Source organism: Streptomyces scabichelini (genome assembly GCF_011045015.1).
Taxonomy (GTDB): Bacteria; Actinomycetota; Actinomycetes; order Streptomycetales; family Streptomycetaceae; genus Streptomyces; species Streptomyces scabichelini.
On the sequence record NZ_JAAKZY010000066.1, the window covers coordinates 21796 to 47152 of the forward strand.

Annotated in this window: 21 protein-coding genes; 14 read left to right on the top strand and 7 right to left on the bottom strand. The window is 69.8% G+C overall.

The annotated features are described in order from the left end of the window. Positions 1 to 12 precede the first annotated feature (12 nt). From G5C60_RS21625 to G5C60_RS21635, 3 genes are read right to left on the bottom strand one after another with little or no spacing between them, the layout of a single operon-like run. Positions 13 to 3561 carry a 5-oxoprolinase/urea amidolyase family protein gene (locus G5C60_RS21625; RefSeq protein WP_165261748.1) on the bottom strand — a complete coding sequence of 1183 codons (3549 nt, stop codon included), beginning with the start codon at positions 3559 to 3561 and terminating at the stop codon, positions 13 to 15. Next, the gene (locus G5C60_RS21630) at positions 3558 to 4178 is read right to left on the bottom strand and encodes an urea amidolyase associated protein UAAP2 (RefSeq protein WP_165261750.1); all 621 of its coding nucleotides are present in this window, start codon (positions 4176 to 4178) and stop codon (positions 3558 to 3560) included. Before G5C60_RS21630 ends, G5C60_RS21625 begins: the two co-directional genes overlap by 4 nt. Beyond that, the gene (locus G5C60_RS21635) at positions 4175 to 4999 is read right to left on the bottom strand and encodes an urea amidolyase associated protein UAAP1 (protein WP_165261752.1); all 825 of its coding nucleotides are present in this window, start codon (positions 4997 to 4999) and stop codon (positions 4175 to 4177) included. Before G5C60_RS21635 ends, G5C60_RS21630 begins: the two co-directional genes overlap by 4 nt. Before the next feature lie 176 nt (positions 5000 to 5175). Here G5C60_RS21635 and G5C60_RS21640 point away from each other — a divergent pair, with 176 nt between their 5' ends. The 6 genes from G5C60_RS21640 to G5C60_RS21665 all read left to right on the top strand — a co-directional run bounded on the left by G5C60_RS21640 (position 5176) and on the right by G5C60_RS21665 (position 10820). Continuing rightward, a complete protein-coding gene (locus G5C60_RS21640) occupies positions 5176 to 5799 on the top strand; it encodes a TetR/AcrR family transcriptional regulator (protein WP_165261753.1) in 624 nt (207 codons plus the stop codon). A 305-nt stretch (positions 5800 to 6104) separates the two neighbouring features. Continuing rightward, a complete protein-coding gene (locus G5C60_RS21645; RefSeq protein WP_165261755.1) occupies positions 6105 to 7745 on the top strand; it encodes a sensor histidine kinase in 1641 nt (546 codons plus the stop codon). Then, positions 7742 to 8149 carry a roadblock/LC7 domain-containing protein gene (locus tag G5C60_RS21650; RefSeq protein ID WP_165261757.1) on the top strand — a complete coding sequence of 136 codons (408 nt, stop codon included), beginning with the start codon at positions 7742 to 7744 and terminating at the stop codon, positions 8147 to 8149. The genes G5C60_RS21645 and G5C60_RS21650 overlap by 4 nt, the downstream gene beginning before the upstream one ends. Continuing rightward, a complete protein-coding gene (locus tag G5C60_RS21655) occupies positions 8146 to 8592 on the top strand; it encodes a DUF742 domain-containing protein (protein WP_165261759.1) in 447 nt (148 codons plus the stop codon). The genes G5C60_RS21650 and G5C60_RS21655 overlap by 4 nt, the downstream gene beginning before the upstream one ends. Beyond that, positions 8573 to 9193: a GTP-binding protein gene (locus G5C60_RS21660; protein ID WP_165261761.1), complete on the top strand. Its 621-nt coding sequence runs from the start codon at positions 8573 to 8575 to the stop codon at positions 9191 to 9193. Before G5C60_RS21655 ends, G5C60_RS21660 begins: the two co-directional genes overlap by 20 nt. A 103-nt stretch (positions 9194 to 9296) precedes the next feature. Then, positions 9297 to 10820 (top strand): cytochrome P450 family protein, encoded by a 1524-nt coding sequence (locus tag G5C60_RS21665; RefSeq protein ID WP_165261763.1) that lies wholly within the window; start codon positions 9297 to 9299, stop codon positions 10818 to 10820. On the opposite strand, the gene G5C60_RS21670 is transcribed toward G5C60_RS21665, so the two are convergent. Both G5C60_RS21670 and G5C60_RS21675 read right to left on the bottom strand, forming a co-directional pair. After that, the gene (locus tag G5C60_RS21670) at positions 10814 to 11782 is read right to left on the bottom strand and encodes a pseudouridine synthase (protein WP_165261765.1); all 969 of its coding nucleotides are present in this window, start codon (positions 11780 to 11782) and stop codon (positions 10814 to 10816) included. The genes G5C60_RS21665 and G5C60_RS21670 overlap by 7 nt on opposite strands. Before the next feature lie 84 nt (positions 11783 to 11866). After that, positions 11867 to 13414 carry an amino acid permease gene (locus tag G5C60_RS21675; RefSeq protein WP_165261767.1) on the bottom strand — a complete coding sequence of 516 codons (1548 nt, stop codon included), beginning with the start codon at positions 13412 to 13414 and terminating at the stop codon, positions 11867 to 11869. A 226-nt stretch (positions 13415 to 13640) separates the two neighbouring features. Here G5C60_RS21675 and G5C60_RS21680 point away from each other — a divergent pair, with 226 nt between their 5' ends. From G5C60_RS21680 to G5C60_RS21690, 3 genes are all read left to right on the top strand, one after another. Then, positions 13641 to 14288, top strand: a complete 648-nt coding sequence (locus G5C60_RS21680; protein WP_165261769.1) for a helix-turn-helix transcriptional regulator — start codon at positions 13641 to 13643, stop codon at positions 14286 to 14288. Between the two features lie 186 nt (positions 14289 to 14474). Further along, positions 14475 to 15494, top strand: coding sequence for an ATP-binding cassette domain-containing protein (locus G5C60_RS21685; RefSeq protein WP_165261771.1), 1020 nt, complete (start codon positions 14475 to 14477; stop codon positions 15492 to 15494). Beyond that, a complete protein-coding gene (locus G5C60_RS21690) occupies positions 15491 to 16291 on the top strand; it encodes an ABC transporter permease (protein ID WP_165261773.1) in 801 nt (266 codons plus the stop codon). Before G5C60_RS21685 ends, G5C60_RS21690 begins: the two co-directional genes overlap by 4 nt. A gap of 117 nt (positions 16292 to 16408) precedes the next feature. Here the strand turns inward: G5C60_RS21690 and G5C60_RS21695 are convergent, their stop codons facing one another. Together G5C60_RS21695 and G5C60_RS21700 are read right to left on the bottom strand one after the other, a co-directional pair. Further along, positions 16409 to 17248 (bottom strand): siderophore-interacting protein, encoded by an 840-nt coding sequence (locus tag G5C60_RS21695; protein ID WP_165261775.1) that lies wholly within the window; start codon positions 17246 to 17248, stop codon positions 16409 to 16411. A 160-nt stretch (positions 17249 to 17408) separates the two neighbouring features. Then, positions 17409 to 18356 (bottom strand): 5'-3' exonuclease, encoded by a 948-nt coding sequence (locus tag G5C60_RS21700; RefSeq protein ID WP_165261789.1) that lies wholly within the window; start codon positions 18354 to 18356, stop codon positions 17409 to 17411. Between the two features lie 279 nt (positions 18357 to 18635). Here G5C60_RS21700 and G5C60_RS21705 point away from each other — a divergent pair, with 279 nt between their 5' ends. From G5C60_RS21705 to G5C60_RS21725, 5 genes are all read left to right on the top strand, one after another. Beyond that, positions 18636 to 19724: a betaine/proline/choline family ABC transporter ATP-binding protein gene (locus G5C60_RS21705; protein ID WP_165261777.1), complete on the top strand. Its 1089-nt coding sequence runs from the start codon at positions 18636 to 18638 to the stop codon at positions 19722 to 19724. Further along, positions 19717 to 22332 (top strand): ABC transporter permease/substrate binding protein, encoded by a 2616-nt coding sequence (locus tag G5C60_RS21710; protein ID WP_165261779.1) that lies wholly within the window; start codon positions 19717 to 19719, stop codon positions 22330 to 22332. The genes G5C60_RS21705 and G5C60_RS21710 overlap by 8 nt, the downstream gene beginning before the upstream one ends. A gap of 356 nt (positions 22333 to 22688) precedes the next feature. Next, a complete protein-coding gene (locus G5C60_RS21715) occupies positions 22689 to 23252 on the top strand; it encodes a helix-turn-helix domain-containing protein (RefSeq protein ID WP_165261781.1) in 564 nt (187 codons plus the stop codon). Between the two features lie 14 nt (positions 23253 to 23266). Further along, positions 23267 to 23974, top strand: a complete 708-nt coding sequence (locus tag G5C60_RS21720) for a helical backbone metal receptor (RefSeq protein WP_165261791.1) — start codon at positions 23267 to 23269, stop codon at positions 23972 to 23974. Positions 23975 to 24352: 378 nt separating this feature from the next. Beyond that, positions 24353 to 25285: a LysR family transcriptional regulator gene (locus tag G5C60_RS21725; protein WP_165261783.1), complete on the top strand. Its 933-nt coding sequence runs from the start codon at positions 24353 to 24355 to the stop codon at positions 25283 to 25285. Positions 25286 to 25357 lie beyond the last annotated feature (72 nt).

Here is a 25357-nt window from a genome sequence, read left to right on the forward strand (position 1 = left end):
ACCAGGCTGGTTTCAGGGAGCCGTAGGTCCCACGACCAGCAGTGCCGTGCCCGGTTCCACCTGGGCCCCCGGCTTGGTGAGGATCTGTATCACCACGCCGTCCATCGGTGCGTGCACTCTGGACTCCATCTTCATGGCCTCCAGGGCGAGGAGGGGCTGGCCGGTGGTTACCTCGTCGCCCGGGGCTACGTTCAACTGCCATACCGACGCGGCGAATTCGGCCTCCACGAGGCGGCCGCCCGGCGGGACCGTCACCTCCGCGGGGGCCGTGGCCGGAGCGGCGGCCGCTTCGGCGCGGGTGAACTCGCCCGCCGCCTCCCACGCGTCCCGTTCGGCGGAGAAGGCCGCGCCTTGGCCCGCCCTGAACTCCGCGATGGAGTCCGCGTTCTCGGCCAGGAACGCCTCGTACTCGGCGAGTGAGAAGACGCCCTCCTCGATCTGCGGTACGAAGCGGCCCGACTTGATGTCGGCCCGCAGCTCCAGCAGTTCGTCCGGTTCCACCGGGTACCACTTGATGCGGTCGAAGAAGCGCAGCAGCCAGGGGGAGCCGGGCTCGAACGCGCCCCGCTGTTGCCAGCCGGACCACACCTGGGTCGTGCGGCCCACGAACTGGTAGCCGCCGGGGCCCTCCATCCCGTAGATGCAGAGGTACGCGCCGCCGATGCCGACCGAGTTCTCGGCCGTCCACGTGCGCGCCGGGTTGTACTTCGTCGTGACCAGGCGATGGCGCGGGTCCAGGGGAGTGGCCACCGGTGCGCCCAGGTACACATCGCCCAGCCCGAGGACCAGGTATTCGGCGTCGAAGACCGTCCGGTACACGTCCTCCACCGAGTCCAGGCCGTTGACACGGCGGATGAACTCGATGTTCCAGGGGCACCAGGGCGCGTCGTCGCGCACGCCCGCCATGTAGCGGGCGATCGCCTCTCGGGTGGCCGGGTCGTCCCAGGAGAGGGGGAGGTGGACGGTGCGGGACGGCACGACCAGCTTGTCCGTCGGGGGGAGCGTCGCGACCAGCGACCGTACCGCGGTGAGGAGTCGGTGCTGGGGGAGGCGGTGCGGGTCCGTCTGGATCTGGAGGGAGCGGATGCCCGGAGTGAGGTCCACGATCCCGTCGAGGCGGGCCTCGGCCACCGCCTCCATCAGGGCGTGCACCCGCATGCGCAGCGCCAGGTCCAGCTGCATGGGCCCGAATTCGACCAGCAGGCTGTCGTCGCCGCTGCGGCGGTACGTCACGTCGCCGTCCCGCGCGAGTACGCCCCCGTCCACGATCGCGGGCCGCCTCGCACCCGCCACGTCCACCGGTATGAAACGCACCGTGTCCCCGGGGCGCAGCTGGCCGAGCTTCCAGCGCTCCGCGCTGATGACCGTCGCCGGGCACACGAACCCGCCGAGGGAGGGGCCGTCGGGGCCGAGCAGGACCGGCATGTCGCCCGTGTAGTCGACCGCGCCGACCGCGTAGGGCGTGTCATGGATGTTGGAGGGGTGCAGGCCCGCCTCACCACCGTCGGTGCGCGCCCAGCGGGGCTTCGGACCGATGAGCCGTACGCCCGTGCGTGCCGAGTTGAAGTGGACCTTCCAGTCGGCCGCGTAGAAGTCGTGGATGTCGTCCTCGGTGAAGAACTCCGGGGCGGCGTGCGGGCCTTCGAGCGCGCTCACCTGCCACTCGGCGCCGAACACCGGCCGCTCGTCCTCGGGGACCGCCGCACCCGAAGACGCGATCGCGCCTCCGTGCAGCACATCGCCCGTCCGTAGCGCCCGCCCGCCGTGCCCGCCGAACCCGCCCAGCGTGAAGGTCGCCGCGCTGTCCAGGAAGGCGGGGATGTCCAGGCCGCCGGCGAAGAGCACGTACGTCCGCAGACCGTGCTCGCGAGGCGCACCGATCTCCAGTACACCGCCCGCCGGCACCGTCACCGGCTCCCACTGCGCGACCGCCGCGCCGTCCACGGTGACCGGTGCCGGAGCGCCCGTCACGCACACGGTCGTCTCGTGCGTGAACCTCAACGACGGCCCCCGCAAAGTGCATTCGAGGCCGGGCGTGCCCTCGTCGTTGCCCAGCGCACGGTTGCCCAGCCGGAACGACAGGTCGTCCATCGGTCCGCACGGCGGTACGCCCACCTGCCAGTAGCCGATCCGGCCCGGCCAGTCCTGGACGGTCGTCAGCGTTCCGCCGGAGACGACCTCGATGCGCGGCGTCGGATCGCTCACCCCCGCGAGCGTCGCCGTGGAGTGCGTGGCCGCCCGGAAGTCCTCCGACGCGAGCGCCGCACGCACCAGACCCAGGTTCGTCTCGATGCCGTCGACCCGGGTCCCGGCCAGCGCATCGTCCAGCCGGGCCAGCGCGTCCGCACGGTCGGAGCCGTACGCGACGATCTTCGCGAGCATGGGGTCGTACGACGTGGTGACCTCGGTGCCCGTCTCGACCCAGCCGTCCACGCGTACGCCCGGCGGGAACTCGACCCGGGTCAGCAGGCCCGCGCTGGGCCGGTGTTCGCGCGAGGGATCCTCGGCGTACACGCGTGCCTCGACGGCGTGCCCGCGGGGCGCGCCCGGGTCGCGTACGACCTCGGAGTCGCCGCGTGCGAGTCGCAGCATCCACGCGACGAGGTCGACGCCGTAGATCTCCTCGGTGACCGGATGCTCCACCTGGAGCCGGGTGTTGACCTCCAGGAAGTACGCCTCCTCGCGGGCCGCGTCGTAGACGAACTCGACGGTTCCGGCGGAGCGGTAGCCGACCGAGGAGCACAAGTCCCGGGCGGCGGAGGCCAGTTGATCGCGCACATGGGCGGGGAGCCCGGGTGCCGGGGCCTCTTCCACCACCTTCTGGTTGCGGCGCTGGAGGGAGCAGTCGCGGTCGCCGAAGGTGACGACGCGGCCCGTGCCGTCGCCGAAGACCTGCACCTCGACATGGCGGGCGTGCTCGACCAGCCGCTCCAGGAAGACCCCGGCGGAGGAGAAGGACGCGGCGGCGACGCGCTGCACTCGCTCCCAGGCCTCGGCCAACTCGTCGGCGGAGCGACATGCCGACATGCCGATACCGCCTCCGCCGCCGGTCGCCTTGAGCATCACCGGATAGCCGATACGGTCCGCCGCCGCCACGGCCTCCTCCACGGAGGCGAGCAGACCCGTGCCCGGTGCGAGCGGCACCCCGGCCGCCTGTGCCGCCGCCCGGGCCGTGTGCTTCGCCCCGAACAGTTCCAGCTGCTCCGGCGTCGGCCCCACGAACGCGATTCCCGCCTCCTCGCAGCGCCGTGCGAACGCGGCGTCCTCGGAGAGAAAGCCGTAGCCCGGGTGGATCGCCCCAGCGCCCGTGTCCTTCGCCGCCTTCAGGATGAGATCGGCGTCGAGATACGACTCCTTGGCGGGTGCGGGACCGAGCCGTACGGCCTCGTCGGCGAGCCGGACGTGGGGCGCCGAGCGGTCGGGGTCGGAGTACACCGCGACGGTACGCAGACCCAGCTCACGTGCCGTACGGATGATCCGGACCGCGATCTCGCCCCGGTTGGCGACGAGGAGCGTGTCGAAGGCCGTTCCTCCGCCGTCGGCCGTTTCCCCGCCGCTCATCGAGTGCCCGCCTCACTGATGGTCATCTCCACGGCCGTCGGCTCGAAGCCGTTGCAGGGGTTGTTGATCTGCGGGCAGTTGGAGACGAGGACGAGCACGTCGCGCTCCGCGCGCAGTGTGAGCTGCAGGCCCGGGGCGGAGAGGCCGTCGACGATGCCGAGGGTGCCGTCCTTCTCGACCGGCACGTTCATGTACCAGTTGATGTTCGAGACGAGATCGCGCTTCCCGAGGCCGTACTTGGAGCCCTCGGCCAGGAAGTTCTCTACGCACGCGTGCTGCGACCAGGTGTGGTGGCCGTAGCGCAGGGTGTTCGACTCCTTGGAGCAGGCGCCGCCGACCGTGTCGTGCCGGCCGACGTCGTCCGCGACCACGGTCATCAGCGGGGTGTGCTCGTTGGACAGCAGCACGCTGCCGGTGGTCAGGAAGATGTTGCCCTGGGCGTGGATCGTGTCGGGCGCGCTGTAGCGGACGGCCGTGTCGTGGGCGTCGTACGCCAGGAAATCGACGGCCTGGTTGCCGTGCAGGTCGGTGAGGGTGAGCGTCTCGCCCGTCCGCACGGTCGCGGACCAGGCGGAGCGGGCCGGGACGACGGACTTGACGGTGGCTGTGTCGCTCATGCGATCCCCCTCGCGGCAAGGAATTCGGCGGTGTTGAGGAAGGCGCGGCGGCCCTCCGGTGAGGCCTCCCACAGCGGGTCGCCTGGCGGGGTGGCCTCGGCGCGCCAGGCCAGCACCTCCAGCGGGGTGCTGGTGTAGTCGGCGCGCGGGTCGGCCGGGTGCGGCACGTTGGCGAGCAGCACCGTGACGTCCTGCTCGGCCCGGAGCGTCACGCTCGCGCCAGGACCGGCCGAGCCGGTGAAGTCGAGGGCGCCGTCGTCGCGTACCTCCACGCCCTGGAAGAAGGACAGCGACGGCGGCAGATCCCGGGCCGTCAGGCCGTTCTTCGCGGCGGCCAGCTTGAACAGCTCGCGCCCGGCGGGGGACGCGGACTGCGGCGTCCCGTCCCCGTACCGCTCCGTGTTCCGTACGAGGGTGGAGGTGCCGCACAGCGCGTCGTGCCGTCCGGAGGTGTCGGCGACCACCGAGGCGAGGACGCGGCCCTGGTCGGAGAGGAGCAGCCGGTCCTCGCCGAGGTAGGCGTTCCACTGCACCTTGACCGTGTCCGCCACGTTCAGGCGCTCCCAGGGCCGGTCGGCGGCGAACAGCAGGAGATGCGCGCAGGCGTCGCCCCTGAGGTCGGTCAGCCGCAGCTCCGTGCCGCGGGCCAGCACCCTGTGCGTGTAGTTGCCGCCCGCCACCGTCTCCGCCCACACCAGATGGCCCGCCTCGCAGGGCGGTGCGGGCCAGTCGCTCGCCGGGACTACGGGCATGGCCTCGGCGCTGGTGCCTTCCTGGGCCCTGGCGTGGGCCCGGGCTCCGTACGTGGTCGCTGTCGCCATCGCTGGACCTCCGGCTCGGCAGTGGTCGGTCATTTCGGTCTGTCGGTGTACGTCATTTCTGTCGCCCGACAGAAATTAGGAGCCCGGCGGGTCGGCGCCGTTGCCCGGGCGTTGCGGCGCGGTTACCGATGGCTCACCGAGATCGGCGTCCGGGGCCGTGTGCGAGGATCGAACGCATGGGGACCAGCGGACGACGAGTGGGCAGGCCGCGCGCCGAGCGGCGGCCGGACAGTGGTCTCTCGGTGCGCGACGAACTCCTCACGGCCGCCGCGGAGTTGTTCACGACGCGTGGGTACGCGGCCACGACCACCCGTGCCGTCGCCGAGCGGGCGGGCATGCGTCAGGCGTCCATGTACCACTACGTCTCCGGCAAGGAGGACCTCCTCGCCGAGCTCCTGGAGTCCACCGTCACGCCCTCGCTGGCCTACGCACGGCAGCTCCTCGCCGAGGACATGACTCCGGCGGAGGACCGGCTGTGGGACCTGTGCCGCACGGACGTCGAGCTGCTCTGCGGCGGTCCGCACAACCTCGGCGGCCTTTATCTGCTGCCCGAGGTGCGCGCCGAACGCTTCGCCGGCTTTCATGCCGTACGGGCCGAACTCAAGGACGCCTACCGGCAGTTGCTCGCCGCGACCGCGGCGGGCGGCGCGCTCGCCAAGACTGAGCTGGATCTGCGGACGGATCTGGTCTTCGGTCTGATCGAGGGTGTCATCCTGGTCCACCGATCCGATCCCGACCGGCCCGTCTCGGCGTTCGCCGAGGCCACCGCGGACGCGGCTCTGCGGATCGCGGGGATCTGAGCCGGGACCCCTCAGCGCGCCCTACGGGCCGGGTCTCGCCCCTTCTGACGAGGGGTTTTCGTGTGCTCGTACGCAGTTACGCATCGTGTTCGAATGGCTTCCGAGCGTGCAAATGGGGCCGAGATTACTCCTGTCGCCAGGGCGATTTCAGGTGCTTGCTGAATATGACTCAGCGATGATCCGGTCGGACTAAGCTCGCCCGCGGCGCACCGAGTTGCGGTGTATTCGTGCGCTTGTTCCCCAATGTTCTGAAGATCCATAGAACTCCCCCCAAATCCCCAGCCGATTTGTCTTAGAGGGCATACATGGTGAGTGTTCAATCGCCTCCCGGTGGCCGTGAACTTCCCTACGCGCGCGTGCTGTTGCTGCCGGCCATACTGATGGCCGCGGCGACCGGGGCCGCCGTCGCCGCCGTGACGGAACCGGCCCGAATCGCTGTCGGCTGGTGCGGAGCCATCGCGACGCTGCTGGTGATCGCGACCGCCGCCGAGGCGGTCCGCCGCGGCCGTGTCATCCGAGCCGTCCGCGCGGAACTCGCGCACCGGACGGCCTTTCTGGAACAGCGCATCGCCGCCCATGACGACCAGATCGTCCACCTCGGCAAGGAGTTGCTGCCCGCCGCGCTGTATCGGCTGCGCGGCGGCGATTCCCCCGACGAGTCGATCCGCCAAGTCGTCGACGCCGACCCCGCCTACCGTGAACTCCCCAACTCCCAGCGCGAGTTGTTGCGCATCATGCTGGCGATCGTGGACCACGAGGAAGCGATGCGCGACTCCTCGCAGCGCGCCTTCGTCAACATCGCCCGACGCGTCCAGGCGATCGTCCACCAGCAGAACAAGGAACTGCGCGAGATGGAGGAGGACCACGGGCGCAACCCCGAGGTCTTCGACGACCTGCTGCGCATCGACCACGGCACCGCACTGATCGGCCGCCTCGCCGACTCCATCTCCGTGCTCGGCGGCTCCCGCCCGGGCCGCGTGTGGCCCAAGCCCGTACCGCTCTACAGCGTGCTGCGCGGTTCCATGTCACGGATCCTGGAGTACCGGCGCATCGAGCTGCACTCGATCGCCAAGGTCAACGTCAACGGCCCGTCCGTCGAACCCGTCATCCACGCCGCCGCCGAACTCCTCGACAACGCCACGCGCTACTCGCCGCCGCAGACCAAGGTGCACGTCACCGCCGTCGAGGTGCAGACCGGCGTCGCCATCGAGATCGAGGACGGCGGCGTCAGCCTCAGCGAGGAAGCACGCAAGCGGGCCGAGGGCATGCTCGCCAAGGCCCAGGCCGGTATCGACCTCAACGACCTCGGCGAGACGCCGCGGCTCGGCATGGCCGTCGTCGGCCGGCTCACGCAGATGTACAAGATGCAGGTCTCGCTGCGGCAGTCCGCGTACGGCGGTGTCCGCGCCGTGATCGTCGTACCCCGCGACATGCTCACCGAGGAATCCGTCCCCGCCCCCGGCCTCGCCCACGGCATCGGTGCCTCCTCCGTGCCCAAGGTGGACTTCGGCGGTGTCGAGGGACCGGAGCGCAAGCCCAAGCGGCGCCGTCCCACCACAGGACCCCGCATCCCCGACTCGGTGGCCGCGATGGAGGACGACGTCCCCGAGGTGACCGAGTGGACGGCGAACGGCCTGCCGCAGCGCCGCAGCCGGGTCAAGATCCCCTTCAGCCAGCGGATCGCCGAGGCCCGGGCCGCCGAAGCGGAGGCGGAGGCTGCGCGCAAGGCCGGCCGCCCCGTCATCGACTGGTCCGCCTCCTCCACCGCGGCGCGGCCCGCCCCGAAGAAGGAGGAGCCCGAACCCGGGCTGTGGGTCGAGGCGTTCATGGCCGGCCTCAAGGGCGGAAACGACGACCAGGACGGCCAGGACGGCAAGGACAAGACACCAGGCGCGACGAACACTCCGGCCCCTGCGGAGGCCGACGACGAGGGGGACCTCAAGTGATCCAGCAGCGAGCCAACTTCGACTGGATGCTCAAGGAGCTGTCCGACGGGGTGCACGGGACCCGGCAGGTCGTCGTGCTCTCTGCCGACGGCCTGCGCATCGCCCGGTACGGCGGCGACCCCGACGCCGCCGACCGCATCGCCGCCGCCTGCGCCGGACTGCAGAGCCTGGCCGGGGCCGTCGCCACCGAGATCCCGGACACCGACGGCCGGATGCGGATGGTGATCATCGAGATCCACGGCGGCTACTTCTACATGATGGCCGCGGGCCCGGGCGCCTATCTCGCCGTGCTCGCGGACGAGACCGTGGACGCCGGGCTGATGAGCAACCGCATGCGCGACCTCGTCGTACGGATCGGCGCCCACCTGACGAGTCCGCCCCGGCGGAACGGGCAGGCCGTATGACTCCTCCGCAACGACGACGGCGCTTCCCCAAGGAACCGCCGGAACACGTCCCCGAGAAGATCCCGGAGGGGATCTCTGCGGATGCCCCGGCGGCAGGAGCGGGGCAGGGCGAGGTGCCCCACCCGGGCAGGCTGTACATCCTCACCGGCCAGGTCGAGGACGGTGATCGTGCCCCGCTCGACCTGGTGACCCTGATCGTGGCGAGCGCCGACACGCCGCCCACCGCCCAGCCGGAACATTCGGCACTGCTCCAGCTCTGCAAGACCCCTCTGTCCGTGGCCGAACTCTCGGCCTATCTCAATCTGCCGTTCAGCGTCGTGACCGTACTGCTGACCGAGCTGCTGACGGCTGAACTGGTACAGGCGCGCGCCCCGATCGTCCGCTCGGAGCTGCCCGACCGTTCCCTCCTCGAAGCGGTGATGCATGGACTTCAAAAGCTCTGACACCATCACGGGCCCTCGCGCCGAGGACCATCTTCCGCACACGGCGCAAGCCGCCGTGAAGATCGTGATCGTGGGTGGTTTCGGGGTCGGCAAGACGACGATGGTGGGCTCCGTCAGCGAGATCAGGCCGCTGACCACGGAGGAGACCATGACGCAGGCCGGCGTCGGAGTCGACGACAACTACGGCTCGGACAGCAAGACGGCCACCACCGTCGCCATGGACTTCGGCCGCATCAGCATCACCGAACAGCTGGTGCTGTACCTGTTCGGCACACCGGGCCAGGAGCGCTTCTGGTTCCTGTGGAACGGCCTGTTCGAGGGTGCCCTGGGCGCGGTCGTACTGATCGACACCCGCCGCCTCGAAGTCAGCTTCGACGTCATCGGCCGCCTGGAGGAGCGCGGTGTGCCGTTCGTCGTCGCCGTCAACGACTTCCCGGACGCGCCCCGTTACCCCATGGACGACCTGCGCTCGGCGCTCGATCTCCCCGAGGAGATCCCGATCGTGAAGTGCGACGCGCGCCGCAGGGCCTCCAGCCGTGACGTCCTGATGACCCTGATGCGGTTCCTGCACTCGATCGCCATGGCCTCCGCGTCCGCCTGACCCCGCCCGTCAACTCCCCAGACAGACATCAACCCCCAAGACAGACATCGAAACCACGTCACCACATCTCCACTTCACCACTTCAGCTTCGAAAGCGACTGCCGTGACGCCTGAATCCCACTCCCCAACCGGCACGGACGACCCCACGCTCGGCCCGCCACCGGGCTGCCCCGCCCACGGTACGGGCCCCGGCGGACTGCGCCGCCTGTACGGACCCGAGGCGGAGGACCTGGGAGCCCTGTACGAGAAACTGCGCGCCGAACACGGTGCGGTGGCCCCCGCACTGCTCCACAACGACGTGCCGATCTGGGTGGTGCTCGGCCACACCGAGAACCTGCACATGGTGCGCACGCCCTCGCAGTACTGCCGCGACAGCCGCATCTGGACCGCCGTCCGGGACGGCACGGCCGGGCCCGACCACCCGCTGATGCCCCTCTTCGCCTGGCAGCCCATCTGTGCCATGGCCGAGGGCGACGAGCACCTGCGGCTGCGTGGCGCGGTCACCGGCGCCATGTCGACCATCGACCACCGCGGTATCCGCCGCTACATCAACCGCTCGACGCAGCTCCTGGTCAACCGCTTCTGCGAGGAGGGCAGCGCCGACCTGGTGAGCCAGTTCGCCGAGCACCTCCCGATGGCCGTGCTGTGCGAGATCCTCGGCATGCCCGAGGAGTACAACGACCGCATCGTGCACGCCGCCCGCGACTTGATCAAGGGCACTGAGACTGCGATCGCCAGCAACGAGTACCTCATGAGCGTGCTGACGCGGCTCACCGTCCGCAGCCGCGCCCATCCCCAGGAGGACTTCACCAGCCACCTCATCAAGCACCCGGCAAGGCTCACCGACGACGAGGTGGCCCAGCACCTGCGCCTCGTGCTGTGCGCCGCCTACGAGGCCACCGCCAACCTCATCGCCAACGTACTGCGCATGGTGCTCACCGACCCGCGCTTCCGCGCCCAGCTCAACGGCGGCCAGATGACGGTGCCCGAGGCGGTCGAGCAGTCCCTGTGGGACGAGCCGCCGTTCAGTGCCGTCCTGGGCTACTTCGCCAAGCAGGAAACCGAGTTGGGCGGCCAGCGCATCCGCAAGGGCGACGGACTGCTGCTCGGAATGGCACCGGGCAACGTCGACCCGCGCGTCCGCCCGGACCTCACGGCGAACATGCAGGGCAACCGCTCGCACCTCGCCTTCAGTGGCGGCCCCCACGAGTGCCCGGGCCAGGACATCGGCCGCGCCATCGCCGACGTCGGCGTCGACGCGCTCCTCATGCGACTGCCGGACGTCCAACTCGCCTGCGAGGAACACGAGTTGCGCTGGACGGCGTCCATCTCGTCCCGGCATCTGGTGGAACTCCCGGTCACGTTCGCGCCGAAACCGGCGCAGGACGTCATGCAGCGGCCCGGAGCGCATCCCGCTCCGCAGCCCCGCCCGGACTGGCAGGTCACCACACCGGCCCCGAGTTCCGAACCCGCCCCGGCAGCGCGGCCGACGGCACCCGAGCCGGAGCCGACGGCTGCCCGGCGCGAACTCGCCTCGGCCCAGCCTCAGCCCGCGGCTCCGGCTGCCGTGCCGGAGCGCAGGCTCGGCGCCTGGCGGCGCTTCGTACGCTGGTGGCGCGGTTACTGACCCGACCCGCCCGGGCCGCCGGCGGCCCAGTCCTCGTACGCGGACCACGCCTCCAGCGTTCGTCCGCTCACGAACGAGTGCTTTCGCCCCGTGACCGGATCGGTGAACTCCAGTACCCGCGCCAGCAGTTGGAGCGGGCGCCGGAAGTCACCGGCCGGCACGGGGCCCGTCACGACCGGGTAGAGGGGGTCGCCGAGGATCGGCACACCCAGCGCGTTCATGTGCACCCGCAGCTGGTGGGTCTGCCCGGTGCTGGGAACCAGCCGGTAACGCGCGCGGTCCTCCCGCTGCCCGACCAGCTGGATCCGGCTCACGGCGTTCGGCTCGCCCGGCACCTCCCGCGCGGCCATCACCCCGCGCTCCTTCTCGATCCGACTGCGCACGGTGCGGGGCAGCACCAGCGACTCCCGGTACGGCGCCACGGCCTCGTACTCCTTGCGTACGAGCCGGTCGCGGAACAGCGACTGATACGCGCCACGCTCCTCGGGCCGCACCGTGAACAGCACAAGCCCGGCCGTGAGCCGGTCCAGCCGGTGAGCGGCCCCGAGCGTCGGAATGCCCAGCTCCCGCCGCAGCCGCGCGAGAGCCGTCTGGGCGACATGGCTGCCGCGCGGCGTCGTGGCGAGGAAGTGCGGCTTGTCGGCCACGACGATGTGCTCGTCGCGATACACGATGCCGAGGTCGAAGGGCACGGGCTCCTCGTCGGGCAGTTCCCGGTGGAACCACACGAACAACCCCGGCACGTACGCCGCGTCGGCCGCCACCGGCAGCCCGTCCTCACCGACGATCAGCCCCGCGTCGAGCATCCCGTCGATCACCCCGGCCCCCACCGCGAGCCGCTCCACCAGATGCTCCCGCACGGTGCCCCACGACCCCTCCACGGGCAGCCGGACCCGCACCGGATCCACCCCCTCACGCTGTGGCAGGGGAGCGGGCGGAATCCGGGTCGTCCTACGTCTCACCTGGTCAAGGGTACGCAGAGGCCTCGTCAGGCGGTCAGGCAGCCAGACGTCAACAGGCGGGCAGGCAGCCAGGAGGCCACGCGGTCAGGCTGAGGCGGCGTACGCGGGCGCCTCCGCGACGGCCGTACGCGCCTTGTACACCCGGTACGCGCCGCCCAGGACGAGCGTCACGCTCAGGAAGAGCACGGTGAACCACTGGAAGTACCAGTGCCCGCCCGCCGGGTCGTACACCTCGGCGCGCGGCCAGGCGAGGTTGATCGTCATGAACAGGCCGTAGAGGAGGGCGAGGGCGTTGACGGGGACGCCCCAGCGGCCGAGGGAGAAGAACGGGCGGCCCGTCTCGTCGGTGCCGGTGGTGTCGAAGTTGCCGCGCAGGCGCTGCCACAGCAGGGGGCCCGTCACCATCGCGTACGCGAGGTACAGCATCACGATGCACGTGGTGCCGATGGCGAGGAACGCCTCCGGCGAGGCGAAGTTGAGGAGCAGCAGGGCCGCGGCCAGGACGCCGACGACCAGGGCGGGGGCACTCGGCATGCCGGTGCGCGGGTTGACCTTCGCGAGCCGTCCGGAGAACGGCAGCTGGCCGTCGCGGGCCATGGAGAACAGCATCCGGCAGGCCGCCGTCTGGATCGCGAGGGTCGCCACCGCGATGGCCACCACGACGTCGGCGAGCAGCAGCCGGCCCACGCCGTCGCCCAGGCTGCTCGTCAGGACGTAACTCAGGCCTTCGACGCCGAGCCGGCCGTCGGTCAGGCTGGGCGCGGCCAGCAGACCGCCTAGGATGATGAGGCCGCCGAGCAGGCCCGCCGCACCGAGGGCGGTGAGGATCGTGCGGGGCGCGGTACGCCGCGGCTGGTGCGTCTCCTCGCTCATCTCACCCGCGCTGTCGAAGCCGATCATCACGTACGCCGCCGCGAACGAACCCACCAGCAGCGCCCCGAACAGGCCCGACTGGGCGGCCGTACCGGTGTGGAACGTGATGCCGGGAGAGCGCTCGGAGTGGGTGAGCAGGAGCACGATGATCAGGACGGCGCCGATGATCTCCGCGGTGACGCCGACCCGGTTGATCACTGACATCACGCGGATGTCGATGATGTTCACGAGAGTCGTCAGGACGAGCAGGATCACGCCGAACAGCGCCGCGTTGGCCGCGCCGTCCGCGGAGGTCGGTGTCGGGTCGTCGCCGATGAGCTGGAAACCGGACCAGATCGCGGGCAGCACCATCTGCAGGGCGAGCGCCGCGGCGGCTACCACCACGATCTGCCCGATCACCATGATCCAGCCGGCGAACCAGCCGAAGGTGAGGTTGGAGAGCCGGGACGACCACTGGAAGATGGCGCCGGAGATCGGATAGCGCGCGGCCAGCTCCGCGAAGCACGCGGCGACCAGGAACTGTCCGATCAGCACGGCCGGCCAGGTCCAGAAGAACACCGGCCCGCCGAAGGTGTAGCCGAACGCGAAGAACTGGAACACGGTCGTCAGCACCGAGATGAAGGAGAAGCCGGCGGCGAACGAGGCGTAGCGGCCCAGACTGCGGTGCAGTTCCTGGCGGTAGCCGAACTCGGCGAGGGAGCCGTCGCCGGGGGAGTGCGGTGGATCGGAGTGGACGTCGGAGGGGGCGGTTGTCGTCACGGCGGCACCTGCCTTCGGCACAGGGGAAACAGGGGAGCGGAATTCCTGTCGGTTGACAGAAATTAGGGAGCGGCTGTTTCGCTCGCATGACGCGGCCATGTCTGCCACGGGCCGAAGTCCTCACGCCCTTGCGAGTGGCGCCGAATCGCGATACATCGTGTGTATTGACGCTCACCTCGACTCGCGATATGTTCGGCCACGGATATTCGGAGGCGAGGTGACTCAGGTGGCGACCAAGCGCAGGAAGCTCGGCAATCCGCTGGCATTGGCCGTGATGGTGCTGCTCATGGAGAAGCCGATGCATCCGTACGAGATCGCCCAGACGCTCCGGCGGCGCGGCAAGGACACCACCACGAAGATCAATTACGGCTCGCTGTACACCGTTGTGCAGAACCTCGAGAAGCACGGGTTCGTGGAGGTCGCCGAGGTGCAGCGGCAGGGCAGGCGGCCCGAGCGCACGCTCTACGGCATCACGGATGCCGGGCGCGAGGAGGCGTCGGAGTGGCTGTCCGATCTGCTGGCCGTACCGGCACGCGAGTACCCGATCTTCGAGACCGCGCTCTCGCTGATGGGGATCCTGCATCCCGACGAGGTGGTGCGGCTGCTCGAAGAGCGGCTCAACTCCCTGGAGGTGCAGGCCGCGAGCGCGCGGGGCGGTCTGGCGAAGCTCTACGAGACGCTGCCCCGGATCTTCCTCGTGGAGACCGAGTACCAGTTGCACATGGTCGAGGCGCAGGCCGAGTGGGTCCGCGGCTTCCTCAAGGAGGTCGAGGAGGGCACGCTGCCCGGCGTCGAACAGTGGCGGACGTTCCACGACACAGGGGAGATGCCGCCGGAGTTCCAGGACCTGGAGGCCGGTCACTTCGAAGAGTAGTCAGGAAGAGCAGCCAGAACGAGAAAGACCCCGGCAGGGCTGTTGCAGCAGCCCCGCCAGGGTCTCGAACCCCGGACCGGACCCGCGGTGAAGCAGGCCGGGCGATCGAGGTGCGGCACACCCAGGATAGCCCGGCGCTCTTCACGCGGATCAGTCGTCATCCGCACATTGAGGAGAGCTGTCGTCATGAACACCCATGCGCCCGCGGTGGCGGCGCGCCAGCTGATCAAGACCTATCCCGGTGACGTCACCGCCCTCAGCGGCATGGACATCACTGTCGAGCCGGGCACCGTCTTCGGGCTCCTCGGCCCCAACGGCGCCGGCAAGTCCACCACCGTCAAGATCCTCACCACCCTGGCCCGCCCCGACTCGGGCACCGCCACCGTCGCGGGCCACGACGTGCTGCGCCACCCGGACCGGGTGCGCCGCGCGATCGGCGTGGTCGCGCAGAAGTCCGGCGCCGACCCGGTGGCCACCGGCCGCGAGAACCTCCGACTCCAGGGCAGGCTCTACGGTTTGAGGGGCGGCTCGCTGAAGAGCCGCGTCGACGAACTGCTGGCCCGCTTCCATCTCACCGACGCCGCGGACCGCCAGGTCAAGGGCTACTCCGGCGGTATGCAGCGCCGGCTCGACGTGGCGCTCGGCCTGGTCCACCGGCCCGAGGTGCTGTTCCTGGACGAGCCGACGACGGGCCTCGACCCCGAGGCACGTACGGCGATGTGGGACGAGATCGCCCGCCTCGCGGGTGACGAGGGCCTGACCATCCTGCTCACCACCCACTACCTCGAAGAAGCCGACCGGCTCGCCGAGCGCATCGCCATCGTCGATCGCGGCCGTGTCGTCGTCGAGGGCACCCCGGACGTCCTCAAGGGCGAACTCCGCGGCGACGCCGTGCACGTGGAACTGCGCGCAGCGGTCGGCGAAGCCGGTCGTACGCTCCTGACGGGCGCCCTCACCGCACTGCCCGGCGTGCACGAGGTGCTGTTCGACGGTCACCGGATCAGCGTCCGCGCCGGGGACGGTGCTGCCGCTGTGCCCGCCCTGCTCGGCGCCCTGGAGCGCGTCGGGGTCGGCGTCGCCGCGGCCACCGTGGCCCGCCCGTCGCTCGACGACGTCTACCTGCGCTACGCGGGCCGCCGTTACGCGGAGGCGGAAGCGGCGGCGCGTACGACCGGGACTCTCGCCCTCGCCGGAGGCGCCCGATGAGCACCAGCACCCTCGCCCAGAGCACCAACACCCTCAGCCAGACCTGGTACATGACGCAGCGTCAGCTGATGGCGGTGCTCCGTCAGCCCGCGTACGTCGTCTTCATGCTGATCCAGCCGGCGATCTGGCTGTTCCTGTTCGGCAACCTCTTCAAGAAGGTCGTCGAGCTCGGCGGCTTCGGCACGTCCACGTATCTGGACTACCTCGTGCCGGGCATCGTCGTGATGAGCGCGCTCAGCTCCAACATGTGGGCGGGCATGGGCACGTTGGAGGAGATCGAGCGCGGCACGCTCAACCGGTTCCTGACCACTCCGGTCAGCCGCGGCGCCCTGATGAACGCCAACGTCGTGCAGCAGGGGCTGACCACGGCCGTGCAGTCCGTGCTGATCATCCTGCTCGGGAAGCTCGGCGGCGCGGACTATCCGGGCGGGATCGCAGGCCTGGGCGTCCTCGTGGTCGCGGCCTCACTGCTGGGCACGGTCTTCGGCGCGCTCTCGAACGCGGTGGGGATGCTGGTGCGCGAGCGGGAGTCGATCATCGGCATCAACACGTTCCTGCTGCTGCCGCTGACGTTCCTCTCCTCCGCCTTCATGGCGCCGTCGCAGATGCCCGGCTGGATGCGGCACATCGCCGACTTCAACCCGCTCGACTGGGCGATGGTTGCAGGCCGTTCGGCCATGGCGGAGAACCCGGACTGGAGTGACGTACTGACCAGGGGAGGGGCACTGCTCGCACTGGCGGTGGCGGCGGTATGGCTGTCGATCCGCACGTTCAGGGCGTACCAGCGCTCGGTCTAGTGGGAGTGAAGTCCGTACGGCCCGCGCCCCGTAAGGGGCGCGGGGAACTGCGCGACAAGCCACAACGAACCGGCACTCGCCAACGAACCGACCCCACCCTCCCCGTAGGCGCCCTGCTCAACCGCCGGAGGCCTCCTGCTCGGCCTCCACCTGCGCGTTCCAGTCCCGCTTGGCCGCCTGCCAGCCGTCCTCGTTGTGGCCGAGCCGCCAGTAGCCGGAGATGGACAGGTCCTCGCGCGGGATCTGGTGCTCGACACGCAGCAGCCGGCGCAGCTCCTTCACGAAGCCCGCCTCGCCGTGCACGAACGCGCACACCCGGCCCTCCGGGAACTCCAAAGCCCGTACGGCCTCGACCAGCGCCTCACCGATGGGCCGGTCGCCGCGGTGCAGCCAGACGACCTCCACGTCGGAGGCGATCTTCTGCTCCTCGTCCGGACCCTCGACCTCCACGAACGCGTACACCTTCGCGCCGTCGGGCATCGCCTCCAGGGAGGCGGCGATCGCGGGAAGCGCGCTCTCGTCCCCGGCCAGCAGATGCCAGTCGGCCCCGGCATCGGGTGCGTATGCCCCGCCGGGACCCATGAACCGTACGATCTCGCCCTGCTGGACCCGCATGGCCCATGGCCCGGCGAGGCCCTCGTCGCCATGGATCACGAAGTCGAGCGTCAGCTCGCGCAGTTCCGGGTCCCAGGCACGCACCGTGTACGTACGGGTCACCGGCCACTGCTCGCGCGGGAACTCCTCGCGGATCCGCGTCATGTCGAACGGTTCCGGATAGGTCACGCCCTCGGCCCCGAACAGCAGCTTCACGTAATGGTCGGTGCTGGAGCCCGCGGTGAATTCGGCGAGGCCTTCGCCGCCGAGGACCACGCGCTGCATATGCGGGGTGAGCCGCTCCGTGCGGACGACCCGCGCGGAGTGGGGCTTGGGAACCCTGCGTGCCGGACGCTCTGCCATGACGGCCTCCCGAAGTTCACTAAGGCTTGCCTAAGTTAGCACCTTCCCCTAGTTAACACCTCTCGCTCGACAAGTCGATGACCACGCTTGGAGTGTTGATGACCACATCTTTGAACTGGCAAAAGGTCGGGTCCGAAAAACAAGTGCAGGATGTGACGGCTCACGATCCGAGCGTCACCAGCAGGCGCTTCAGCGAGCCGCCCAGGCCCCAGTGCACCGCCAGCTCCTCCAGAGCCGCCGGGTCGCGCGGCGTGCGCGGCAGCGCGGTGTCCACGACCGGCAGCGGCACGTCGTCGGCCACCTTGACGACCTTGGGCGCGACAGCCAAGTACGGCCGCGACTCGTCGAGGCGCTTGCGCTGCGAGGGCGTGAGCCTGGCCTTCGGGTCGTCGACCGCCGCCATGATCCCGGCCAGGTCGCCGAACTCGGCCAGCAGCTTGGCGGCTGTCTTCTCGCCGATGCCCGGCACCCCCGGCAGCCCGTCGCTCGGGTCGCCGCGCAGCAGCGCCAGATCCGCGTACCCCGGTCCGTCCACCCCATACTTCTCGCGCAGCAGCGCCTCGTCCGTGAGCTGCAGGCTGCCTACGCCCTTGAGCGGATACAGCACCCGCACCTGCCGCTTGTCGTCGACCAGTTGGAAGAGGTCGCGGTCGCCGGTGACGATGTCGACCGGGCCTGTGGCGCGGCCCGTGAACGTGCCGATCACGTCGTCGGCCTCATACCCCTCGACGCCCACGCGCGCGATGCCCAGTGCGTCCAGGACCTTCTCGATGACCGGCACCTGAGGCGACAGGGTGTCGGGCACCTCCTCCTCGTCCGGTCCGGTCTCGGTCTCCTGCGCGACGCGGTGCGCCTTGTAGGAGGGGATCAGGTCGACCCGCCACTGCGGCCGCCAGTCCGCGTCCATACAGGCCACGAGATCGTCCGGGTGACGGTCCCGGACCAGCCGGTCGATGAATTCGAGCAGGCCCCGCACGGCGTTCACCGGCGTGCCGTCCGGGGCCTTCACTGAATCCGGCACTCCGAAATAGGCGCGGAAGTACAGCGAGGCGGTGTCGAGAAGCATGATTCGGCGGGAATTCTGCGTCTGCTGCGTCACGCTCCGCATCATGCCGTATGCCACTGACAGTGACCCTCAGGAGCAACTGCCGACGACGGCGAGCGTCCCTACTCGTCAAACGTAAACACCGTGTGAACTGGAGCACTCCGGCGTTTGGCCCACATAAGCGGGGGCAGGCGCGGACCCGGAGCGAACCCGGTCGCGTTTTCAACCACACATGACAAATGCGGAACAAATACGGACCGGACATGCGGGCGGAACCCGCGTCGCTCCACGGCCCGCCGGCGGGGGAGGCGGGCCGTCTTAGGTTCGACCCGAGAGGTACATGTGTCATCCAGGCTGCAGGCCGAGAGCCTGTTCAAGGTGTTCGGCAGAGGACCCGACAAGGCAGTCGAGCGACTCCGTCAGGGAGCGGACCGCGAGGAACTGCGAGCCGACGGCACCACCGCGGCGGTGATCGACGCGTCCTTCACGGTCGAACCGGGCCAGACCTTCGTCGTCATGGGCCTGTCCGGATCCGGCAAGTCCACCCTGCTGCGCATGCTCAACGGACTGCTGGAGCCCACCGCGGGACAAGTGCTCTTCGACGACCAGGACCTGACCGCGCTGAGCGACCACGAACTGCGCCAGGTCCGCTCGAAGAAGATCAGCATGGTCTTCCAGCACTTCGCGCTCTTCCCGCACCGCAGCGTCCTCGAGAATGCCGCGTACGGCCTGGAGGTACAGGGCGTGCCGCGCGCCGAGCGCGAGACGCGCGCCACCGACGCCCTCGCGATGTGCGGCCTGGCCGGCTGGGAGAAGTCCTGGCCCGACGAGCTCTCCGGCGGTATGCAGCAGCGCGTGGGCCTGGCCCGTGCTCTGGCCACCGACGCCGACCTGCTGCTGATGGACGAGTCCTTCAGCGCGCTCGACCCGCTGATCCGCCGCGATATGCAGGACCAGCTGATCGAGCTCCAGAAGAAGCTCCAGAAGACCATCGTCTTCATCACGCACGACCTCAACGAGGCCATGCGCCTGGGTGACCGCATCGCCGTCATGCGCGACGGCCGCATCGTCCAGATCGGTACAGCCGAGGACATCCTGGTCCGCCCCGCGAACGACTACGTCGCCTCCTTCACCAAGGACGTCGACCGCTCCCGGGTACTGACCGCCGACGCCGTCATGGACACGAACCTACGGGGCGACGAAGCGGACTGCGGCTGCGAGACCGCGCGGCCCGACACCTCCTTCGTGGACCTCTGCGCGATCAGCGCCCGCGTGCCGCACTCGGTGGCGGTGGTCGACAAGAAACAGAAACTCGTCGGGGTCGTCCCACGGCAGCGGCTGATCGGTTTCCTCGGCGACGAACAGGGCGAGCCCAGGGCCTGCGACTCACCGCGGGACGAGGTCGTCAAGGCGGTGAAGACCGATGCCTAGGATCCCCTTCGGCGACTGGGTCAACGACGCGGTCGACTGGCTGCTCACCCACATGGCCTGGCTCTTCGACTTCCTGAAGACCATCTTCGAGGGCACCTACGACGGCATCAACGGCGTCCTCCAGGCCCCCGAGCCGCTGCTCCTCGCGGGCATCTTCGCGGTCATCGCGTTCTGGCTGCGCGGCACCGCCGCCGGCGTCCTCACCTTCCTGGGATTCGCCTTCATCGACTCCCTCGAACTGTGGGAGAACGCGATGATCACCCTGTCGCTCGTCCTCGTGGCGACGATCATCGCGCTCGTCATCGCGGTACCCGTGGGTGTCTGGGCGGCGCGCTCCGACCGGGTGAGCAACCTGGTCCGGCCGGTGCTCGACTTCATGCAGACACTGCCCGCGATGATCTACCTCATCCCGGCGATCCTCTTCTTCGGCACCGGCGCCCCCGCGGGCATCGTGGCCACTCTCATCTTCGCGCTGGCACCCGGCGTCCGGATGACGGAGCTGGGCATCCGCCAGGTCGACAAGGAACTGGTCGAGGCCGCCGACGCGTTCGGCACCACCCCCGGCAACACCCTGCTGCGCATCCAGCTGCCGCTGGCGCTGCCCACGGTCATGGCCGGTGTCAACCAGGTCATCATGCTGGGCCTGTCCATGGCCGCCATCGCGGGCATGGTCGGCGCCGGCGGCCTCGGCGGCGACGTGAACGAGGCCCTCGGCCAGCTGAACGTCGGCCTGGGCTCCGAGGCCGGAGTCGCCATCGTCATCCTGGCGATCTACCTCGACCGCATGACGAGCTCCCTGGGCACCCAGGTCTCGCCGCTCGGCCGCCGCGCCCTCGCCAGGCTGCGCGCCACGCAGGGCCTGAAGATCTGGTCCTACCGCCCCCGGCCCGCCGTGGCCATGATCGGTGTCGTGGTGCTCTCACTGGTCGCCGGCGGCATGGGCGTCTTCGGCGGTACGAACTCCGAGACCACCACCGCCGCCGCCTCGACGAACGTCGGCCAGGGCAAGAAGATCAGCATCGGCTACATCCCGTGGGACGAGGGCGTCGCCTCCACCTTCCTGTGGAAGGAGATCCTTCAGGAGCGCGGCTTCGAGGTCGAGACCAAGCAGATGGAAGCGGGGCCGATCTACACCTCGCTCGCCCAGGGCGACATCGACTTCCAGACGGACGCCTGGCTGCCGACCACCCACGAGCAGTACTGGAAGAAGTACGGCAAGCAGCTCGACGACCTGGGCTCCTGGTACGGCCAGACGTCCCTGGAGCTGACCGTGCCCTCCTACATGAAGGGCATCGACTCCCTGGAGGACCTCAAGGGCAAGGCCTCGGAGTTCGGCGGCAAGATCACCGGCATCGAGACCAGCGCCGGCATGATGAGCCTGCTCAAGAGCAAGGTGCTCAAGGAGTACGGGCTCGACAAGGAGTACAAGGTCGTCGACAGCTCCACGCCCGCCATGCTGGCCGAGCTGAAGCGCGCGTACGCCAAGAAGGCGCCCATCGTCGTCACGCTGTGGTCGCCGCACTGGGCGTACAGCGACTACAAACTGACGAAGCTCAAGGACCCGAAGGGTGCCTGGGGCAAGGGCGACGGCGTGCACACGGTCTCCCGCAAGGGCTTCGCCAAGGACAACCCGGTCGTCGGCGAGTGGCTCAAGAACTTCAAGATGACCGAGAAGCAGCTCACCAGCCTCGAGTCGGAGATCAACAAGGCCGGCAAGGGCAAGCAGCCGGACGCCGTACGCGCCTGGCTGAAGGCGAACCCCGGCGTCGTCGACAAGCTGGCCCCGGTCGAGAACTCCACGGGCGGCAGCCCGGCGGAGGCCAAGCGTCCGGTGGACGTCGCCTTCTTCCCCTGGGACGAGAACGTCGCCGTCACCTACCTGTGGAAGAACGTCCTGGCCCGGCGCGGCTACACGCTCAACCTCAAGCAGATGGACGTCGGCCCGGTCTACACGGGCCTGTCCACCGGCGACATCGACGTCAACTTCGACGCGTGGCTGCCGTACGCCCAGGCCAACTACTGGGACAAGTACAAGAACAACCTGAGAGACCTGGGCACCTGGTACCAGCCGACCTCGCTGGAACTCGCCGTGCCCTCGTACGTGAAGGACGTCAAGTCCCTCGCGGACCTCAAGGGCAAGGGCGACACCTTCGGCGGCAAGATCATCGGCATTGAGCCGGGCACCGGCGAGATGAACCTGCTCAAGAAGGACGTCCTGCCCGGCTACGGCCTGGACAAGGAGTACAAGGTCGTCGACGGCTCCACGCCCGCGATGCTCGCCGAACTGAAGCGCGCGTACGCCAAGAAGGAGCCGATCATCGCCGTCCTGTGGTCCCCGCACTGGGCCTACAGCGAGTACGAGCTCACCAAGCTGGCGGACCCCAAGAAGGCCTTCGGTGAGGGGAACACGATCCGCACCATCACCAACAAGGCGTTCCCGGGGCAGTACCCGCAGCTCACGAAGTGGATCAAGAACTTCAAGATGAGCGAGGACGAACTCGGCACCCTGGAGGCGGAGATCAAGGACCGCGGCCAGGGCAAGGAGGAGGAAGCCGTCGACGCATGGCTGAAGGAGCACCCGGACATGGTGAGCCGGATGACTCCATAGCAGTGCGGTAGCACGGCAGCAGCCGAACCGAGGGGTGGACTTCGCCGCGGGAACCAAGCGATTCCGGCGTGGCGAGGGCCACCCCTCGCGGCGCTTCCGGGCCACGCATACGACCTGGACACCGACCGTGCCGACCCCTTGACGTTCCGTACCGGCACGTACTGTGACGCTTCGTGGCATGGTCGAGACGGCGATGTTTACGGCGTTGTGACGGGCGCATGAAACGGTTTGCCGAACATGCGTAGGGTGCAAACAAAACATCGGGAGACATTGGCTCGTACGTACTGACACCGGGCCGTCACCGAACCGCCCGCACCGATTCATGCACCGACGACGCCCAGGAGGGAGCCGAGGCGATGGACGACAGCAAAGATGCCCTTCGGGTGGGCGCGGCCGTCCGGCGGCGGCGCCGGGCACTGGAGCTCACCCTCGCCGTCGTCGCCGAGCGCAGCGGTCTGTCGGTGCCGTTCCTGAGCCAGGTGGAGAACGAGCGGGCCCGGCCCAGCATGCGCTCCCTCCAACGCGTCGCGGACGCCCTCGGGACGACCTGCGTCGAACTCCTCGCCGCCGCCGACCCGGCGCGCAGCGTCGACGTCGTGCGCTCCGACGACTCCGAGTTCACCCACGAGCCCCGCGTGCGCCCTCTGGTGCGCGGTCACCACCAGTTGCACGCCATGGAGTTCAGCGGCGACCAGGACGAGGGCCGCGAGTTCCAGCACCGCAACGACGAGTTGATGTACGTCGCGGACGGCGCCGTCGAGGTCGAGGCGGAGGGCCGCGCGTACCGGCTCGGACGCGGCGACACGCTGTACATGACGGGCGGCGTACGACACCGGTGGCGGGCGACCGTGCCGGACACCCGCGTGCTGGTCGTCGCCGTCGCGGACCACATCGAAGCCGTTGAGGATCCCCGGCGGTGACCGGTCGTGGGCCGGTGAGGGTCGTATCGCTCGTACCCTCCCTGACCGAGGCGGTGGCGGTGTCCGTGCCCGGAGCGCTGGTCGGGGCGACGGACTGGTGCAGCCACCCGGCCGACCTCGACGTCGTACGCGTCGGGGGCACGAAGAATCCGGACGTCGAGCGGATCGTGCGGCTCGCGCCCGATCTCGTGATCGCCAACGAGGAGGAGAACCGGGAACCGGACCTGACCGCCCTGCGGGAAGCGGGACTTGAGGTCCTGGTGACAGAAGTGCGGGATGTGCCCCAAGCCTTTACCCAGCTCGAGCGGGTGACCGGGGCATGTGGGGTCCGGGGCCGGCCACGGTGGCTGGACGAGGCGGAGGCCGCGTGGGCGGACCTGCCGGTGCCGTCTCACCGCCTCCGAGCGGTCGTGCCGATCTGGCGGCGCCCGTGGATGGTCCTCGGCCGGGACACGTTCGCCGGTGACGTACTGGCCCGACTCGGCGTGGACAACGTGTACGCCACGCACGCGGAACGCTATCCGCGGGTCCCCATCGACGAGTTGAGGACCGCGGAGTTCGTCGTGCTCCCCGACGAGCCCTATCGCTTCACGGCCGACGACGGCCCTGAGGCGTTCGACGGACCCTGCGCGCTCGTCAGCGGACGCCATCTCACTTGGTACGGGCCCTCTTTGGCGGAAGCGCCCCGCCTCCTCAGCAAGGCGCTGGCCTCCGGCGGTTGAGCGGTTGGGTTCGTTGTCGGCTGCAGCGCCGTTGTGGCTGGTCGCGCAGTTCCCCGCGCCCCTAAAAGCCAAAAGACGAGCCCTCAGCCACCACGCACCCGCCACTTGCCCACCGGCGGGAGGGGGCGTGGGTCGGTGCGTCGTATGCCCGTCGCGTAGGTTCGGTCTCAGGTCAGCCGCACTGTGTACCGACACCGGGCCGTATGCCCACCCTGCGACGGGCTGACGCACCGGCCCACGGCCCCGCACCCCCCACCCACCCAGGGGCGCGGGGCTGTATCAATTTGCGGCTCCGCCGCGCGGGCGCGACCAGCCACAACGAGCCCGCGCTCGACAACGAACCCAACCGCTCAACCGCCGGAGGCATAGGGTGAGCTTATGAGCGTGGCTGAACAGGAGTTCCCAGGCACAGGCGGCGGCCTGGCCCGCAGCGTGCCCGAGCTCGGTGCCCTGGAGCTCCTGCTCGCCGTAGCACGGCTGGGAAGCCTGGGACGGGCAGCGCGCGAGCTGGGAATCACGCAGCCGGCGGCCAGCAGCCGCATCCGGTCGATGGAGCGGCAGCTGGGCGTGGCCCTGGTGGACCGCTCGCCCCGGGGCTCGCAGCTCACGGACGCGGGTGCACTGGTGACGGACTGGGCGCGGCGGATCGTAGAGGCGGCGGAGGCGTTCGACGCCGGCGCCCAGGCGTTGCGTGACCGTCGAGACTCACGGCTGCGGGTGGCCGCGAGCATGACGATCGCCGAGTATCTGCTGCCGGGCTGGCTGATCGCGCTGCGCACCCAGCGTCCGGACACGGCGGTGTCGCTGCTCGCCGGCAACTCGGCCGTCGTGGCCGAGCGGCTTCTCGCGGACGAGGCGGATCTCGGTTTCGTGGAGGGCCTGTCCGTGCCGACCGGGCTCGACTCCGCGGTCATAGCCCACGACCGGCTGATCGTGGTGACGGCGCCCGGGCATCCATGGGCGCGGCGGCGTCGGCCGCTCGACGCGGCGGAGCTGGCGGCGACGTCGCTGATTCTTCGCGAGACGGGTTCCGGGACGCGCCAGGTCCTGGAGGCGGCTCTCGGGGGGCTCGCTCGGCCGTTGATCGAGCTCTCCTCCACCACGGCGGTCAAGGCCTCCGCGGTCAGCGGGGCGGGGCCGGCCGTCCTGAGCGAACTGGCCCTCGGTGAGGAACTGTCCGCTCGTCGCCTTGTCGAGATCCCTGTTGCGGATGTGCGGCTCAGCCGGGCTCTGCGGGCGGTGTGGCCGACGGGGCATCGGCCTGCGGGGCCGGCGCGGGATCTGCTGTCTCTGACAGCTTCCTCCAGTTGAGCGGTTCGCTTTCGGGTGCGGGTCCGTCGTGGCTGGTCGCGCAGTTCCCCGCGCCCCTGGGTGGGTGGGGGG